This is a genomic window from Leisingera sp. MMG026, from assembly GCF_021654205.1.
In the GTDB taxonomy this organism is placed as follows: Bacteria; Pseudomonadota; Alphaproteobacteria; order Rhodobacterales; family Rhodobacteraceae; genus Leisingera.
Window position 1 is genome coordinate 52632 of the sequence record NZ_JAKFZM010000021.1, and the last position, 13510, is coordinate 66141.

Annotated in this window: 13 protein-coding genes; 11 read left to right on the forward strand and 2 right to left on the reverse strand. The window is 63.0% G+C overall.

Annotation, left to right across the window (positions count from 1 at the left end):
- Positions 1–33 precede the first annotated feature (33 nt).
- Positions 34–639 (forward strand): YceI family protein, encoded by a 606-nt coding sequence (locus L1069_RS13265; RefSeq protein ID WP_237455980.1) that lies wholly within the window; start codon positions 34–36, stop codon positions 637–639.
- A gap of 108 nt (positions 640–747) precedes the next feature.
- A complete protein-coding gene (locus L1069_RS13270) occupies positions 748–1971 on the forward strand; it encodes an MFS transporter (RefSeq protein WP_237455981.1) in 1224 nt (407 codons plus the stop codon).
- Positions 1972–2110: 139 nt separating this feature from the next.
- Here the strand turns inward: L1069_RS13270 and L1069_RS13275 are convergent, their stop codons facing one another.
- Together L1069_RS13275 and L1069_RS13280 are read right to left on the reverse strand one after the other, a co-directional pair.
- A complete protein-coding gene (locus L1069_RS13275; protein ID WP_237455982.1) occupies positions 2111–3823 on the reverse strand; it encodes a flotillin domain-containing protein in 1713 nt (570 codons plus the stop codon).
- Positions 3824–3869: 46 nt separating this feature from the next.
- Positions 3870–4631 carry an OB-fold-containig protein gene (locus L1069_RS13280; RefSeq protein ID WP_237455983.1) on the reverse strand — a complete coding sequence of 254 codons (762 nt, stop codon included), beginning with the start codon at positions 4629–4631 and terminating at the stop codon, positions 3870–3872.
- A 233-nt stretch (positions 4632–4864) separates the two neighbouring features.
- On the opposite strand from L1069_RS13280, the gene metG reads away from it, so the two are divergent.
- From metG to L1069_RS13325, 9 genes are all read left to right on the forward strand, one after another.
- Positions 4865–6583 carry a methionine--tRNA ligase gene (gene metG / locus L1069_RS13285; protein WP_205877273.1) on the forward strand — a complete coding sequence of 573 codons (1719 nt, stop codon included), beginning with the start codon at positions 4865–4867 and terminating at the stop codon, positions 6581–6583.
- 368 nt (positions 6584–6951) lie between these two features.
- The gene (locus L1069_RS13290; protein ID WP_129371625.1) at positions 6952–7131 is read left to right on the forward strand and encodes a hemin uptake protein HemP; all 180 of its coding nucleotides are present in this window, start codon (positions 6952–6954) and stop codon (positions 7129–7131) included.
- Positions 7132–7141: 10 nt separating this feature from the next.
- Positions 7142–7621, forward strand: a complete 480-nt coding sequence (locus tag L1069_RS13295; RefSeq protein ID WP_134829332.1) for a hypothetical protein — start codon at positions 7142–7144, stop codon at positions 7619–7621.
- A gap of 28 nt (positions 7622–7649) precedes the next feature.
- The gene (locus L1069_RS13300) at positions 7650–8918 is read left to right on the forward strand and encodes an imelysin family protein (RefSeq protein ID WP_237455984.1); all 1269 of its coding nucleotides are present in this window, start codon (positions 7650–7652) and stop codon (positions 8916–8918) included.
- Positions 8919–9009: 91 nt separating this feature from the next.
- Positions 9010–10023 (forward strand): porin, encoded by a 1014-nt coding sequence (locus tag L1069_RS13305; protein ID WP_237455985.1) that lies wholly within the window; start codon positions 9010–9012, stop codon positions 10021–10023.
- Between the two features lie 212 nt (positions 10024–10235).
- Positions 10236–10529 (forward strand): (2Fe-2S)-binding protein, encoded by a 294-nt coding sequence (locus L1069_RS13310; protein ID WP_129371629.1) that lies wholly within the window; start codon positions 10236–10238, stop codon positions 10527–10529.
- Positions 10477–10965, forward strand: a complete 489-nt coding sequence (gene bfr / locus L1069_RS13315; protein WP_027259753.1) for a bacterioferritin — start codon at positions 10477–10479, stop codon at positions 10963–10965. Before L1069_RS13310 ends, bfr begins: the two co-directional genes overlap by 53 nt.
- Complete coding sequence (locus tag L1069_RS13320) at positions 10922–12484, forward strand: di-heme oxidoredictase family protein (protein WP_237455986.1); 1563 nt, start codon at positions 10922–10924, stop codon at positions 12482–12484. The genes bfr and L1069_RS13320 overlap by 44 nt, the downstream gene beginning before the upstream one ends.
- On the forward strand, positions 12484–13509 hold the full coding sequence (locus L1069_RS13325) for an imelysin family protein (RefSeq protein ID WP_237455987.1): 1026 nt from the start codon (positions 12484–12486) through the stop codon (positions 13507–13509). The genes L1069_RS13320 and L1069_RS13325 overlap by 1 nt, the downstream gene beginning before the upstream one ends.
- The last annotated feature ends 1 nt before the right edge of the window (position 13510 follow it).

Genomic DNA, 13510 nt, shown 5'->3' on the forward strand with positions numbered 1-13510 from the left:
AAAAAACGCTATGCAACCGGAGAAGAAACCCCCATGAGAAACCACAGGATGCACCGGCGGAGCCTGATCGCCTGCCTTGCGGCCAGCCTGCTGGCCCCGCAAAGGCTGCCCGCAGCGATCCTGCCTTACCGCCTCATTCCCGATGCCACAGACGTGCGCTTTACCTTCCGGCTCAGCGGCCAGCCGCAGCAGGGGCGGATCCCGGTCCGCGCCGCCCGCATCCGGATTGATCCGCAGAACCTCGCCCGCAGCCAGGCCAATATCACGCTTGACGCCAGCCGCGCCCGGACCGGGCTGATCTTTGCCACCGAGGCGCTGAAAAGCCCCGGCGTGCTCAACACCGCGCGCTTCCCGGAAATCCGTTTCCGCTCCACCCGTGTCCGCCTCGGGCCTGACGGACGGCTTTCAGGCGGCGCGCAGATCGGCGGCGAACTGACCCTGCGCGGAACCACCCGGCCGCTGACCTTGCAGGCGGCGCTCTACCGCCGGCCCGGCACCGCCGCCAGCGATCTGCGCGAACTCGACGTGCATCTCAGCGGCAGCCTCAGCCGCGCGGCCTTTGGCGCCACCGGCTATCCGGATCTGGTCGGCGACCGGGTCACCCTCGCCATCAAAGCCCGCATCCGCCAGGCGGGCTGAACCCCGGGCCGCGCCCAGTGCCGAAAAACACCGCCGCGCAAGAATACGACACCACAATGACGGAAACCGGCTGGCAATGCCGCCGCAGCCTGTCATGGTCGCAGCGTTATGCGCCTGATCATCTCCTTTGCCGCCCTGTTTCTTTCTGTCATCCTGCTGCAGCTGTCCACGGGAGGCGTCGGCCCGCTCGATGCTATCTCGGGTCTGACGCTGAATTTCACCAAGGAGCAGATCGGCCTGCTTGGCTCGGCCCATTTCTTTGGCTTCTTCATCGGCTGCTGGTGGGCGCCGCGGCTGATGGGCAATGTCGGCCATTCCCGCGCCTTTGCGGTCTGCACAGCCCTTGGGGCGATGGGGCTCTTGGGCCATACGCTGACAGAAAACCCCTATGCCTGGGCGGCGATGCGGATTGCCTCGGGCCTGTGCGTGGCCGGCGCCTATACGGTGATCGAGGCCTGGCTTAACGCCAAAGTCACCAACGAGAACCGCGGCCGCGCCATGGGCACCTACCGGATTGCCGATATGAGCGCCTCGCTGGCGGCGCAGCTGATCATCGCGGTGCTGCCGCCTGCCGTCTATATTTCCTACAATCTGCTGGCGGTGATTTGCTGCGCGGCACTGCTGCCCCTGACCCTGACCAAGGCCAGCCAGCCGGAAACCCCCGATGCGCCGCGGCTGCGCCCCAAACTGGCCTGGCGCTGTTCGCCGCTGGCGGTGGCGGGGGTGATCGTGGCGGCACTCAGCTCGGCCTCGTTCCGGATGGTCGGCCCGGTCTATGGCCAGGAAGTCGGCCTGGAAATCGGCCAGATCGCCTTTTTCCTTGCCGCCTTTGTGCTGGGCGGCGCGCTGGCACAGTACCCGATGGGCTGGCTGGCCGACAAATACGACCGCCGCTGGGTGCTGATCTGGCTTTCTGTGGCTGCCATCTTCAGCTGCGCTGTCACCATGGCTGCCAGCGGCACCGGCACTCTGGGGGTGATGCTGGCGGCAGGGTTCTTCGGCTTCACCACCTTCCCGATCTTTTCGGTTTCCGCCGCGCACGCCAACGACTTTGCAACAACGGAAGAGCGGGTGGAGCTGGCAGCAGCGCTGATGTTCTTCTTTGCCTTGGGCGCCATCGCCAGCCCCTATGTCTCCTCAACGCTGATCAGCTATTACGGGCCGCCTGCCCTGTTTGCCTATGTGGCCTGCGGCCATGTGCTGCTGATCGCCTTTGGTCTCAGCCGGATGAAAGTGCGCCCGACGCCCGAAGAGCGCACCAATTATGTCTATGCGCCACGCACCTCCTTCACCATCGGCCGGCTGCTGAAACGCTCGCGCAAGAGGAAGTGAAACAGGTCAGCATCTCTGCCTGATTGTTTCGCGCGCGAAACATTCGGACAGCAGCATTGACCCTTTAAGGATCTGCTTACGAATGCAAAAAAGGGCCGGAAAACTCCGGCCCCTATAAATATTCCGGGAAGCTGAACAATCAGCTTTCAGCCGCGGCGTCATTTGGCGCCGGACCTGCCGCAGCGCCATTCAGCAGCGGCACATCAGAACCTTCAACCGCCTCCGGCTCAACGCCCAGCGCCTGGCTGGCAACACCGCTGACACCGTTTTCCATCGACAGGCCCAGCTCCTCGCCCAGCTTCTTCAGCGCGGGCATCTGCACCGCCATGCCCATGATCGAGTCGAGCGCCTGATTGACCACCGGTTTCTCGGCGCCAGCGCCGGCCCCAGCCGCCGCATAAGGCGCGCCGCCGCCGATGCCGCTGACCTGATGGATCTTAATCGAATCGATCTTCTCGGCCGGTTTCACCATCTCGGTGATGATCGCAGGCATCGCCTCGATCCGCGCCATGTCGATCTTCATCCGGATCAGCTCAGCCGACAGCGCGTTCTCGGATTCAACAATTGCGCGTTTGCCTTCCGCCTCGGCCAGCATGTCGTTCTTCTTGGCCTCGGCCCGGATGTTAAGCGCATCAGCCTCGGCCTGGGCTTCTTCACGCCGCGCTTCGGCCCGGTCAGCCGCCGCGTCTTTCTCAGCCTGAGCAGCCAGGCGGATGCCGGTTGCCTGGCGTTCGGCTTCGCGGGTGGCTTCGATCAGCGTGATCTGCTTCTGGCGTTCCGCCTCAGCAACTTCACGGGCGGTTGCCACTGCCTCAGTCGCCTTGGTGGCCTCGGCCCGCGCCAGATCCGCCGACGCACGGGCGCGGCTTTCCTCTTCGGATTTCTGCTGGATGATGATCTGGCGTTCCTGTTCGGCAACCTCCAGCTCGCGCTCCTTGGTGATTTCGGCGTCGCGGATCTTGCGCTCCCGTTCAATCTCGGCAGAGCGGATGGCCTCTTCGCGTGCAATCCGCGCACGCTCGCTCTCGCGCATCGAATCCTCGCGCCGCTGCGCCACTTCGGACTCCTGCGCGGCCTTCATGGTTTCGATCTGCTGCAGCTGCGAGATCTTGGCCTGTTCTTCATCCTGTTCAATGGTCAGACGCTGACGCTCAGCCTCCATCGCGGCACGGCGCACCGAGACCTGGGTATCCGCATCAATTTGCGCGCGCTCCTTTTTGGACTGGGCAATCACCTCGGCCAGTTTGCGCATGCCAACGGCGTTAAAGGCGTTGTTTTCGTCCAGTGCCTCAAACGGCGTCTGGTCCAATGCGGTGAGCGAGACAGATTCCAGCGACAATCCATTTTTCAGCAGGTCCTCAGAGACCGCATTCTGCACCTCCTGCACAAAGTCGGCGCGTTTTTCATGCAGCCCGTCCATGGTCATCTGTGCAGCCACCGCGCGCAGGCCGTCGATCAGCTTGCCCTCGATCATTTCGCGCAGCTGTTCGACATCAAACGTACGGTCGCCCAGGGTCTGCGCGGCGCGGGCAATGCCCTCAGCCGTGGCCATCACCGAGACGTAGAATTCAACGCCAACATCCACCCGCATCCGGTCCTGGGTGATCAGCGCGGCGTCGCCGTCCCGCTTCACTTCCAGGCGCAGGGTTTTCATGTTGACGGGGCTGACCTCATGCAGCAGCGGCACGACAATGGTGCCCCCGTCCATGATCACCTTCTTGCCGCCGGCACCGGTTTTGACCAGGCTGATTTCACGGGTGGCCCGGCGGTAGAGCCGGCCAAGAACCAGGCCGAAGATGAGAAGAAAGATAAGAATGCTCGCCACGACAATGAGCAGGAATTGAAATTCCATGCGGAATACTCCCTTGGATAATTGGATTTATAAGTTTTGGTTTCGGTTATTCAGACAGCGCGATCAGCACAAACCGGTCCTTGCGGCGGTCGCGCATCACCAGCACTTCGGTGCCCTGGGACAGTTCCTCGCCCGCGGCAAAGGGTTCGGCGCGCAGGTAGTGGGCGTTGCCGTAGCCATCAGTGACCCGCACCTCGGCCGGGCGGCCCTGCGCAGCGGTGCCTTGGGTGATCACACCGCGGCGGCGGCCCAGGCTGCGCACCGAAAGGGCCTCGGTCTCGGTCTGCGGCAGCAGCCGGGCAAACATCCCGCCAAAGCCGCGCGCGAACCACAGGCCGAAGGCGCCGGCAGGCAGCCCCGCCATCCAGGCCGGTGCGGCAAAACCCAGATAAGACGTCAAAACCATCTGCAGGCCAATACCGCTGAGGCCAAAACCCATCAGCACCGCCGCCAGCCAGATCAGCGTCGGCATCCGCCCCAGCCCCAGCCACGACGCCAGGCTGCCCGTGGCATCCGCCGCCCCGGCGCCATCCAGCCCTTCGGCCCCGTCCAGATCCGCAAGATCCATGTCTCCCAGATCACCCAATGCATCCGCGGCGGCATCAGCGCCCAAATCACCCAGGTCGCCGGCATCCGGGAACTCCCCGATATCTCCGCCATCCATGCCGTCCAGACCCGCGTCGCTATCGCCGCCGATCAGACTGCCGCCGAGCAAAAGCGCCAGCAGCTCCAGAACTGCCAGTCCGCCCAACAGGGCCAGGGCAAGGGTAAACGGCGCAAATGCGCTATCGAGAAGAAAGTCAAACACCTATGGGTAGCCCCTAATTGTATGCATTGGTATACAATGCAGATGGTAACGCCCTCGTGAACTTTCAAGGGCTTGAAACCGGTTTTCGCAACCAATGAGTGCGCCAGCCCCCTGTTCAGTTCAAGCGGGAACTGCCGCTGTTTCTCCAATTTCCAGGGAAAACCGCTGCCGGGGTTTCCGCCGCCTGCGCCATGCGGTAGACGGGCGTTTGACACATTACCTGGATGGATAGCATGGCACGCATTCTGATCACTTCCGCGATCCCCTATATCAACGGGATCAAGCATCTGGGCAACCTGGTGGGTTCGCAGCTGCCGGCCGACCTTTATGCCCGGTTCCAGCGCGGACGCGGCAACGAGGTGATGTTCCTCTGCGCCACTGACGAGCACGGCACCCCGGCGGAACTGGCCGCCGCCAAGGCGGACAAGCCGGTGGCGGAATACTGCGCTGAAATGCATGGCATCCAGTCGGAAATCGCCAAGGGCTTTGCGCTGTCGTTTGATCACTTCGGCCGCTCCTCCAGCCCGCAGAACCACGCGCTGACCCAGCATTTCGCAGGCAAGCTGGCCGAGGCCGGGCTGATCCGCGAAGTAACCGAGAAACAGGTCTATTCCAATGCCGACGGCCGCTTCCTGCCCGACCGCTATATCGAAGGCACCTGCCCCAACTGCGGCTATGAACGCGCCCGCGGCGACCAGTGCGAGGAATGCACCAAGCAGCTGGACCCGACCGACCTGATCAACCCGCGCTCCGCCGTGTCCGGCTCCACCGATTTGGAAGTGCGCGAGACCAAGCATCTGTATCTGTGCCAGTCGCAGCTGAAGGACCAGCTGGACGCCTGGATCGACAGCAAACACGACTGGCCGATCCTGACCACCTCGATTGCCAAGAAGTGGCTGCATGACGGTGACGGGCTGCAGGACCGCGGCATCACCCGCGATCTGGACTGGGGCGTGCCGGTCAAAAAGGGCGGCGCAGACTGGCCGGGCATGGAGGGCAAGGTGTTCTACGTCTGGTTCGACGCGCCGATCGAATATATCGCCGCCGCTGGCGAATGGGCCGAGGCGAATGGCAAATCCGACGCCGACTGGCAGCGCTGGTGGCGCACCGACAAGGGCGCCGAGGACGTGAAATACGTCCAGTTCATGGGCAAGGACAACGTCCCCTTCCACACCCTGTCGTTCCCGGCAACCATTCTGGGATCGGGCGAGCCGTGGAAAATGGTCGACCACCTGAAGTCGTTCAACTACCTGAACTACGACGGCGGCCAGTTCTCCACCAGCCAGGGGCGCGGCGTGTTCATGGATCAGGCGCTGGAAATCCTGCCGGCCGATTACTGGCGCTGGTGGCTCCTCAGCCATGCGCCGGAAAGCAGCGATTCCGAATTCACCTGGGAGAACTTCCAGCAGTCGGTGAACAAGGATCTGGCCGACGTGCTGGGCAACTTTGTCAGCCGCATCACCAAATTCTGCCGTTCCAAGTTCGGCGAAGAAGTTCCCGCAGCCGGTGAATACGGCGAACAGGAACAGGCGCTGATCGCTGAACTGACCACCCGCATCCGCGCCTATGAAGGCCACATGGAAGCGATGGAGGTCCGCAAATCGGCACAGGAGCTGCGGGCGATCTGGGTTGCCGGCAATGAATACCTGCAATCCGCAGCACCCTGGTCGGTGTTCAAGCAAGATCCCGACCGCGCCGCAGCCCAGGTGCGTCTGGGCCTGAACCTGATCCGGCTTTACGCCGTACTGTCGGCCCCCTTCATCCCGCAGGCCTCAGACACGCTGATGGCGGCGATGAATTCGGACGACCGCAACTGGCCCGAAGATGCGGCGGCTGCCCTGTCAGCCCTGCCCGCAGGCCACAGCTTCACCGTGCCAGAGGTGCTGTTTGCCAAGATCACCGACGAGCAGCGCGAGGACTGGCAGGCGCGGTTTTCCGGCACTCGCGCCTGATCCGTTGCACATAGAATTCTGAAAGGCCGCCCATCGGGCGGCCTTTTCTGTTCCCCTATCCTCTTCTGCCATCGCAAAAATTATTTCTTACTAAAAAACTCAGATTGACATACCTGAGTGAATAATTCAGGTATACGGCATTCCAGCCAGCCTGACTCGGATCAGGCGAGCCCGAGTGACATTTCATCAACCGAGATCGCCCCCATGCCGACCAGAGACAGCCGCCACCGCGGCCCGCAGACCCAAGAGCTGGAACCCGAGGACATGCGCCAATTGTGGCCGCAGGTCTTTGCGCCGTCCGGCGCTCTATCCGGTTTTTGTCTGGAATGGCTTCTGGACAGGGCGGAATTCAGCAATGGGCGGAAGATATGAACCAGATTGCCTCCAAGCCGGTGCCGGCCACCGCAACCACCGCAACCACCGAAGTGTTCCCCACCTATCACGCCGAGGATCTGACCCGCGGCGGCGTGCAGGCCCGTATTCTGCTGAACGGGCAGATCTATTCGCTGCGCATCACCCGCGCAGGCAAGCTGATCCTGACCAAGTGAGCGGACGGCCATGAGCACTGCGCACCCTTCGCCCCGCGGCGGCGTGACCGTCGGCACCCTGTCCGAGCTGCCGCCGCTGGAAGCCGGCGCGGTGATCTATCTGCGCCACTGGTTTTCCGGCGCCGAGACCCGCGACCAGATGCGCCGGGATTTCGAGGTGAACTTCGGCCCCGAAATGGCCGATGCCGCGTTTGAGGCCTTTGGCACTCTTTGCAACTTCTGCGCCACCCATGGCCGCCGCCCGCTGGTGCGCCACGGCATGACCTGCAAATGCCTGGGCGCGGATGAGAACTGCTTTGCCAATCTTCTGGCCTGTGCTGCCGAAGGCCAGCAGGACGATGCGCAAATCCTTGCCTCGCTGATCGTCACCCCGCGCAAAGCGTCCGAGCTGACGCAGCTGGCATCTGACTGCGGCTTGCTGATGCAACAGATCATGGCGCCGCGCCCGCCGCTGCAACCGGCCCGGCCCGCCACCGCCACCCTTCACTGAATTCACTATATAACTAAGGACTTAGCTGATGAAATCCCTGTTTCTCACGGGCACTGCCCTTGCCGGTCTCGCCTTTGGCGCCACCACAGCCTTTGCCGCCGACAAGGCCGCAGTGCTGACCAACTATGCCAATATCGCCGAGGCCAAATACCAGGACAGCCTGGCCACCGCGCAGGTGCTGAAAGCCGCTGTAGACGCGCTGGTCGCGCATCCCTCAGCCGAAAACCTGGAGGCTGCCCGCGCCGCCTGGATCGCCGCCCGCGTGCCCTATCAGCAGTCCGAAGTCTTCCGTTTCGGCAATGCCATCGTGGACGACTGGGAAGGCAAGGTGAACGCCTGGCCGCTGGACGAAGGCCTGATCGACTATGTGGACGCCTCTTATGGCGGCCCGACCGACGAGAACACCCTGGCATCGCTGAACATCATCGCCAATCCCAGCTTTGAGCTGTCCGGCAAAGCCATCGACGCCGCCAAGATCACTCCTGAACTTCTGGAAGGCGCCCTGCACGAGGCCGACGGGGTCGAGGCCAATGTGGCCACCGGCTATCATGCCATCGAATTCCTGCTGTGGGGCCAGGATCTGAAGGGCACCGAACATGGCGCCGGCGACCGCCCGTGGACCGACTATGCCACCGGCGACGCCTGCACCGGCGGCAACTGCGACCGCCGCGGCGAGTACCTGCAGGCCGCCACCGAGCTGCTGATCACCGACCTGGAATGGATCGCCGCGCAGTGGGGCGCCGAAGGCGAAGCCCGCACCACGCTGCTGGGCGATGAAAACGCCGGCATCACCGCGATGCTGACCGGCATGGGCTCGCTGTCTTACGGCGAACAGGCGGGTGAACGGATGCGTCTGGGCCTGATGCTGAACGACCCCGAGGAAGAGCATGATTGTTTCTCCGACAACACCCACAACAGCCACTACTACGATGGCTTGGGCGTGCAGAACGTCTATCTGGGCGAATATGTGCGGGTGAACGGCGATCTGGTCTCGGGCGCGTCGCTGGCCGATCTGGTGGCCGCCAAGGACGCGGATCTGGACGCCGAGATGCGCAGCAAGCTGGCGGGCACCATGCAGGCGCTTGGCCGGATCAAGACCGCAGCCGAAGCAGGCCTGTCCTATGACCAGATGCTGGCGCAGGGCAACAAAGCCGGCGAAGCGCTGGTGATGGGCGGCGTCAACGGGCTGATCGACCAGACCCGCTCTATCGAACGGGTGGTCTCTACCCTCGATCTGGGCGGCGTTGCCATCGAAGGCTCTGACAGCCTTGATAATCCTTCGGCAGTATTCGAATAAAACACTGCAAATACAATAATATAACAAAACCAAAATAAAGGGACCTGGCCGCCATCAGCGGCCAGGTCCCTCAACAGAAAGAAGAACCCCCATGAAAATCAAACCCTCTGCGGCGCTGGCCCTCAGCGCGCCCGTCTTCCTGTGCGCAAACGCCGCCCTGGCCCAGGGCTTCAGCTGGGAAGGCGAGATCGAGATCGCCAATGAAAGCGTGCTGTCGTCTGATGACGCCACTGCCGAGATCCGCGACACCTTTGCCGTGATCACCGCTTCCGGCGCCTATACATTCGGCAACGGTGTTGAACTTTTTGCCACCGTCACCGCCGAGTCGCTGACGGACGCCGCCGAGGACCGCACCTTTGATGACATGGGCGTCTATATCGAAGAACTCGGCGTCTCCTTCGGTATCGGCAGCGCCACCACCGTCTCAGTTGGTAAACTGCACCCGGTGTTTGGTACCGCCTGGGACGACGCCGCAGGCTATTTCGGCAGTTCCATCGCCGAAGATTACGAGCTGGTCGAACAGATCGGCATCCTGGCGGACGTAGAGCTGAACGGCGCGGGCACCCTGTCCTTCGGAGTGTTTTACGCCGATGATTCCGGCCTCAGCCGCTCTGTTGGCTATGACCGCGGCCGCACCGCAACCGCTGACGGCGGCGCTGGCAACACTGGCGAGCTGGACAATTTTGCCATCCAATGGACGCAGGAAACCGGCAATACCCGCTACCACATCGGCGCCCGCCACCTGAGCGCCGGCACAGGCGACGCGGATGACGAACAGGGTTTTGTCGCAGGCCTCGCCCATGCCTTTGATGGCGGTTTCGACATCTATGGCGAGGTGGCCTCCTTCTCGAACGCCGGCGGCTCGGCGGATGATGCGCTGTATGCCACCCTGACCGGCGCCTACACCATCGGCAACGTGACCCTGTCCGGCGGGCTGGTGCATCGCGATCTGGACAGCGCGGGCGAAACCGACCTGATCACCATCGGCGCAGATTACGAATTTGAAAATGGCTTCACGTTGGGCGGCGGCTTGGCCCGCGTTGATGAGGCCGGCACCAAAAACACGGTTCTGGGCGTGAACCTGATCATCCCGCTTGGTGCATGAGACTTCCCTCGGTGACGTTTGGCATCCCCTGAACAGAACCACACCTTGGGGCCGCGTGTTGCGGCCCCTTTTTTTGCCAGTCCGGGTCCCGCCCGGCACATATTCCCAAGTATTTTACTCTGGATACCCCTTGAAAACCCAGTAATTCTGTCGGATATATTTCCCAACGGAATCACTTGGCCTTTGCGCCACCGGGCAAGGACGCGAGCAGCATGATCGTTTGCCACTGCACACAAATCTCGGACCACGACATCCGCGCAGCCATCGACTGGATGCGAAATGCCGATCCCGAAACGATAATCACACCTGGCAAGATTTATCACGCCCTGGGAAAAACCGCCGATTGCGGCGGATGCATGCCGCTTTTCCTCGACACCATGCGCGCGAATGCTAATCTGGAAGTCCCTGCGCAGCTTCAGAATTTAGGCGCAGGCCGAATTCAGGAGAGTGAATATGCAGGGCGACGCCAAGGTCATCGACTATCTCAACAAAGCATTGCGACATGAGCTGACAGCGGTCAGCCAGTACTGGCTGCATTACCGGCTGCAGGACGATTGGGGCCTGGGCAGCATGGCCAAGAAAAGCCGCGAAGAATCCATCGAAGAGATGGAGCACGCGGACAAATTGATTGAAAGGATTCTGTTCCTCGGCGGCCATCCGAACCTGCAGAAGCTTGACCCGCTGCGGATCGGCCAGACCCCGAAAGAAACCCTCGAATGCGACCTTGCCGCCGAAGTGGACGCCCGCGCGCTCTATAAGGAAGCCCGCGACGCCTGCAACAAAGCGGGTGACTACGTCACGCAAAAGCTGTTTGAAGACTTGATGGCGGACGAAGAAGGCCACATTGATTTCCTCGAAACGCAGCTTGAACTGCACGACCGGATCGGCGCCGAAAACTATGCCCAGCTCAACGCCACCAAGATGGCAGAGATCGAAGACTAAACTGTTTCTGGCTGCCGCATTTGCGGCGGCCACCCCCGTTGCGGCGCTGGACCTGGCCAGCCAGTATCAGGCAGAGCCGCACCTCTCTCCCCTCCCCCGCACTGACGCCGAACGCACCCGGATCGAGGCTGTCACCGCACCGGCCACGGATTTCTCCGCCTCCGAACGCTTCGAGGACCTGCCCGCAGGCGCCGCCACCGTGCGCGCCAGGGAAGATGACGAGGCGTTCTCGCAGCACTCTGCCAACCTCAGCTTCGAGCAGGAGCTGGAGTTCAAACTGGGCAATGGGCTGTTCAAGAAGATCTGGGTGTTCTCGCCATCGTCCACCAAGGCGTCCGACGGGCTTGGCCCGCTCTATAACGCGCGTTCCTGCCAGCGCTGCCACTTGAAGGACGGGCGCGGCCATGTGGTGGCGCAGCCGGATTACGCCTCCACCACCATGTTCCTGCGGGTTTCCATTCCCGGCCCGGTTCCGGCGGAACTGCAGGAAGTCCATGACTACATCGGCACCGCGCCCGATCCGAAATATGGCTCCCAGCTGCAGGACTTTTCCGCCCCCGGCATCGCGCCGGAGTACAAGCTGCAGGTCGAGTATGAGGAGTTCGAGGTTGCCCTGAACGGCGGTGAAACGGCCACCCTGCGCCGTCCCGGCTACACGGCTGCAAACCTCGGCTACGGCCCATTGGCTGATGGCGCCATGCTGTCACCCCGCGTCGCGCCGCCGATGATCGGCCTTGGCCTGCTGGAGGCGATCCCCGCCGCCGATATCCTTGCCCATGCGGATGAGGAAGACACCGACGGCGATGGCATTTCCGGCCGAGCAAATCTGGTCTGGTCGCGCGAATTCAACCGGGTCATGCTGGGTCGCTTTGGCCTGAAGGCCGGAATGCCGACCGTCCACGAACAATCCGCCGGTGCGTTTTCCGGCGATATCGGCATCTCCACCCCGCTGTTCCCGGCCCATGCGGGCGAATGCACCGATCTGCAAACCGCCTGCCAGTACGCCCCGCATGGCGGCGCTGATTCCCGTGAAACCGAGATCGACCAGCCGAACATGGATCTGGTCACCTTCTACAGCCGCAACCTCGGCGTTCCCGCACGGCGCAACACCAGCGACGCCCAGGTGCTGCGCGGCAAGCAGGTGTTCTACAACACCGGCTGTGCGTCCTGCCACGTGCCGAAATACGTGACCCACCGGCTGCAGGACCGCCCCGAGCAAAGCTTTCAACTGATCTGGCCCTACAGCGACCTATTGCTGCACGACATGGGCGAAGGCCTGGCCGACAACCGCCCCGAGGCCCGCGCAACGGGGCGCGAATGGCGCACCGCGCCGCTTTGGGGTATCGGCCTCACCCAGCAGGTCTCGCCCCGTGCCACCTTCCTGCATGACGGCCGCGCCCGCACCCTGCTGGAGGCCATCCTGTGGCACGGCGGCGAAGCGGAGGCGGCCAAAACCCGCGTGGTAAAGCTGCGGCCGGAAGACCGCGCTGCCCTGATCGCCTTTCTGGAGAGCCTCTGATGCGCGCCTTTGCCCCGTCCCTGCACCTTGCCCTGCCCCTCGTCCTGACCTTTGCGCTGGCCGCAGCCCCTGCCGCCGCATCAGAGCTGTCCGGCAGCATCACCGATCAACTGATCCTCCCCGCCTTTCAGGAGCTTGCGGAGGACGCGCAAACACTAGCGGAAACCGCACAGGCAGATTGCAATCCGCAATCACCCCCCCTGCGCGCAGCTTACAGCGATGCCTTCGATGCCTGGATCGCCGCCAGCCATTACCGCTTTGGTCCAACCGAAACAGACAGCCGCGCCTTTGCGCTGGCTTTCTGGCCCGACAGCCGCAGTAAAACGCCCAAGGCACTTGGGAATCTGATCCGCAGCGAAGACCCCGGCATCTCTGACCCGGCGCAATTCGCCAGCTACTCCATCGCGTCCCGCGGCTTTTATGCGCTGGAATACCTGCTGTATGATCCGCAGCTTTCCACCACCGGCAGCGCAGACTACCGCTGCGCCCTGACCCGCGCCATCAGCATCGACATCGCGGCAACAACCCAATCCATCAAAGTTGATTGGGAACAGACCTACGCCGCCGAAATGCACAGCCCCGCCATCCGCTACCAAAGCGACGAGGAAATCACCCAGGAGCTGCTCAAGGCGCTCACCACCGGGTTGCAAGTGCTGGACGACATGCGCCTGGGCCGCCCGCTTGGCACCTTTGACCGCCCGCGTCCCAACCGCGCCGAGGCCCGCCGCTCGGGGCGCAGCCTGCGCCATGTGCAGGTGTCGCTGAACGCGCTGGAACCGTTGGCCCTGGCGCTGGCAGACAGCCGCGCGGACCTGCAAGCCAAGATCACTGCCGCTTTTGCCAAAGCCCGCAAGAAGGCCGGGACCCTGAACGATCCGGTCTTTGCCGGCGTGGCGGATCCCGCCAGCCGCTTCCGCATCGAATCCCTGCAGCAGGAGATCAAGAACCTGCGCGCGCTGGTGACCGGCGAACTGGGGCCGGCCCTGGGTGTTGCGGCAGGCTTTAATTCCCTGGACGGCGATTGAT

Coding starts and splice junctions, on each gene's coding strand:
- L1069_RS13275 (WP_237455982.1), bottom strand. CDS start 3,823: ATGGAATTTCAATTCCTGCTCATTGTCGTGGCGAGCATTCTTATCTTT.
- L1069_RS13290 (WP_129371625.1), top strand. CDS start 6,952: ATGAACCAGATTGCCTCCAAGCCGGTGCCGGCCACCGCAACCACCGCA.
- metG (WP_205877273.1), top strand. CDS start 4,865: ATGGCACGCATTCTGATCACTTCCGCGATCCCCTATATCAACGGGATC.
- L1069_RS13305 (WP_237455985.1), top strand. CDS start 9,010: ATGAAAATCAAACCCTCTGCGGCGCTGGCCCTCAGCGCGCCCGTCTTC.
- bfr (WP_027259753.1), top strand. CDS start 10,477: ATGCAGGGCGACGCCAAGGTCATCGACTATCTCAACAAAGCATTGCGA.
- L1069_RS13295 (WP_134829332.1), top strand. CDS start 7,142: ATGAGCACTGCGCACCCTTCGCCCCGCGGCGGCGTGACCGTCGGCACC.
- L1069_RS13265 (WP_237455980.1), top strand. CDS start 34: ATGAGAAACCACAGGATGCACCGGCGGAGCCTGATCGCCTGCCTTGCG.
- L1069_RS13270 (WP_237455981.1), top strand. CDS start 748: ATGCGCCTGATCATCTCCTTTGCCGCCCTGTTTCTTTCTGTCATCCTG.
- L1069_RS13300 (WP_237455984.1), top strand. CDS start 7,650: ATGAAATCCCTGTTTCTCACGGGCACTGCCCTTGCCGGTCTCGCCTTT.
- L1069_RS13310 (WP_129371629.1), top strand. CDS start 10,236: ATGATCGTTTGCCACTGCACACAAATCTCGGACCACGACATCCGCGCA.
- L1069_RS13320 (WP_237455986.1), top strand. CDS start 10,922: ATGCCCAGCTCAACGCCACCAAGATGGCAGAGATCGAAGACTAAACTG.
- L1069_RS13325 (WP_237455987.1), top strand. CDS start 12,484: ATGCGCGCCTTTGCCCCGTCCCTGCACCTTGCCCTGCCCCTCGTCCTG.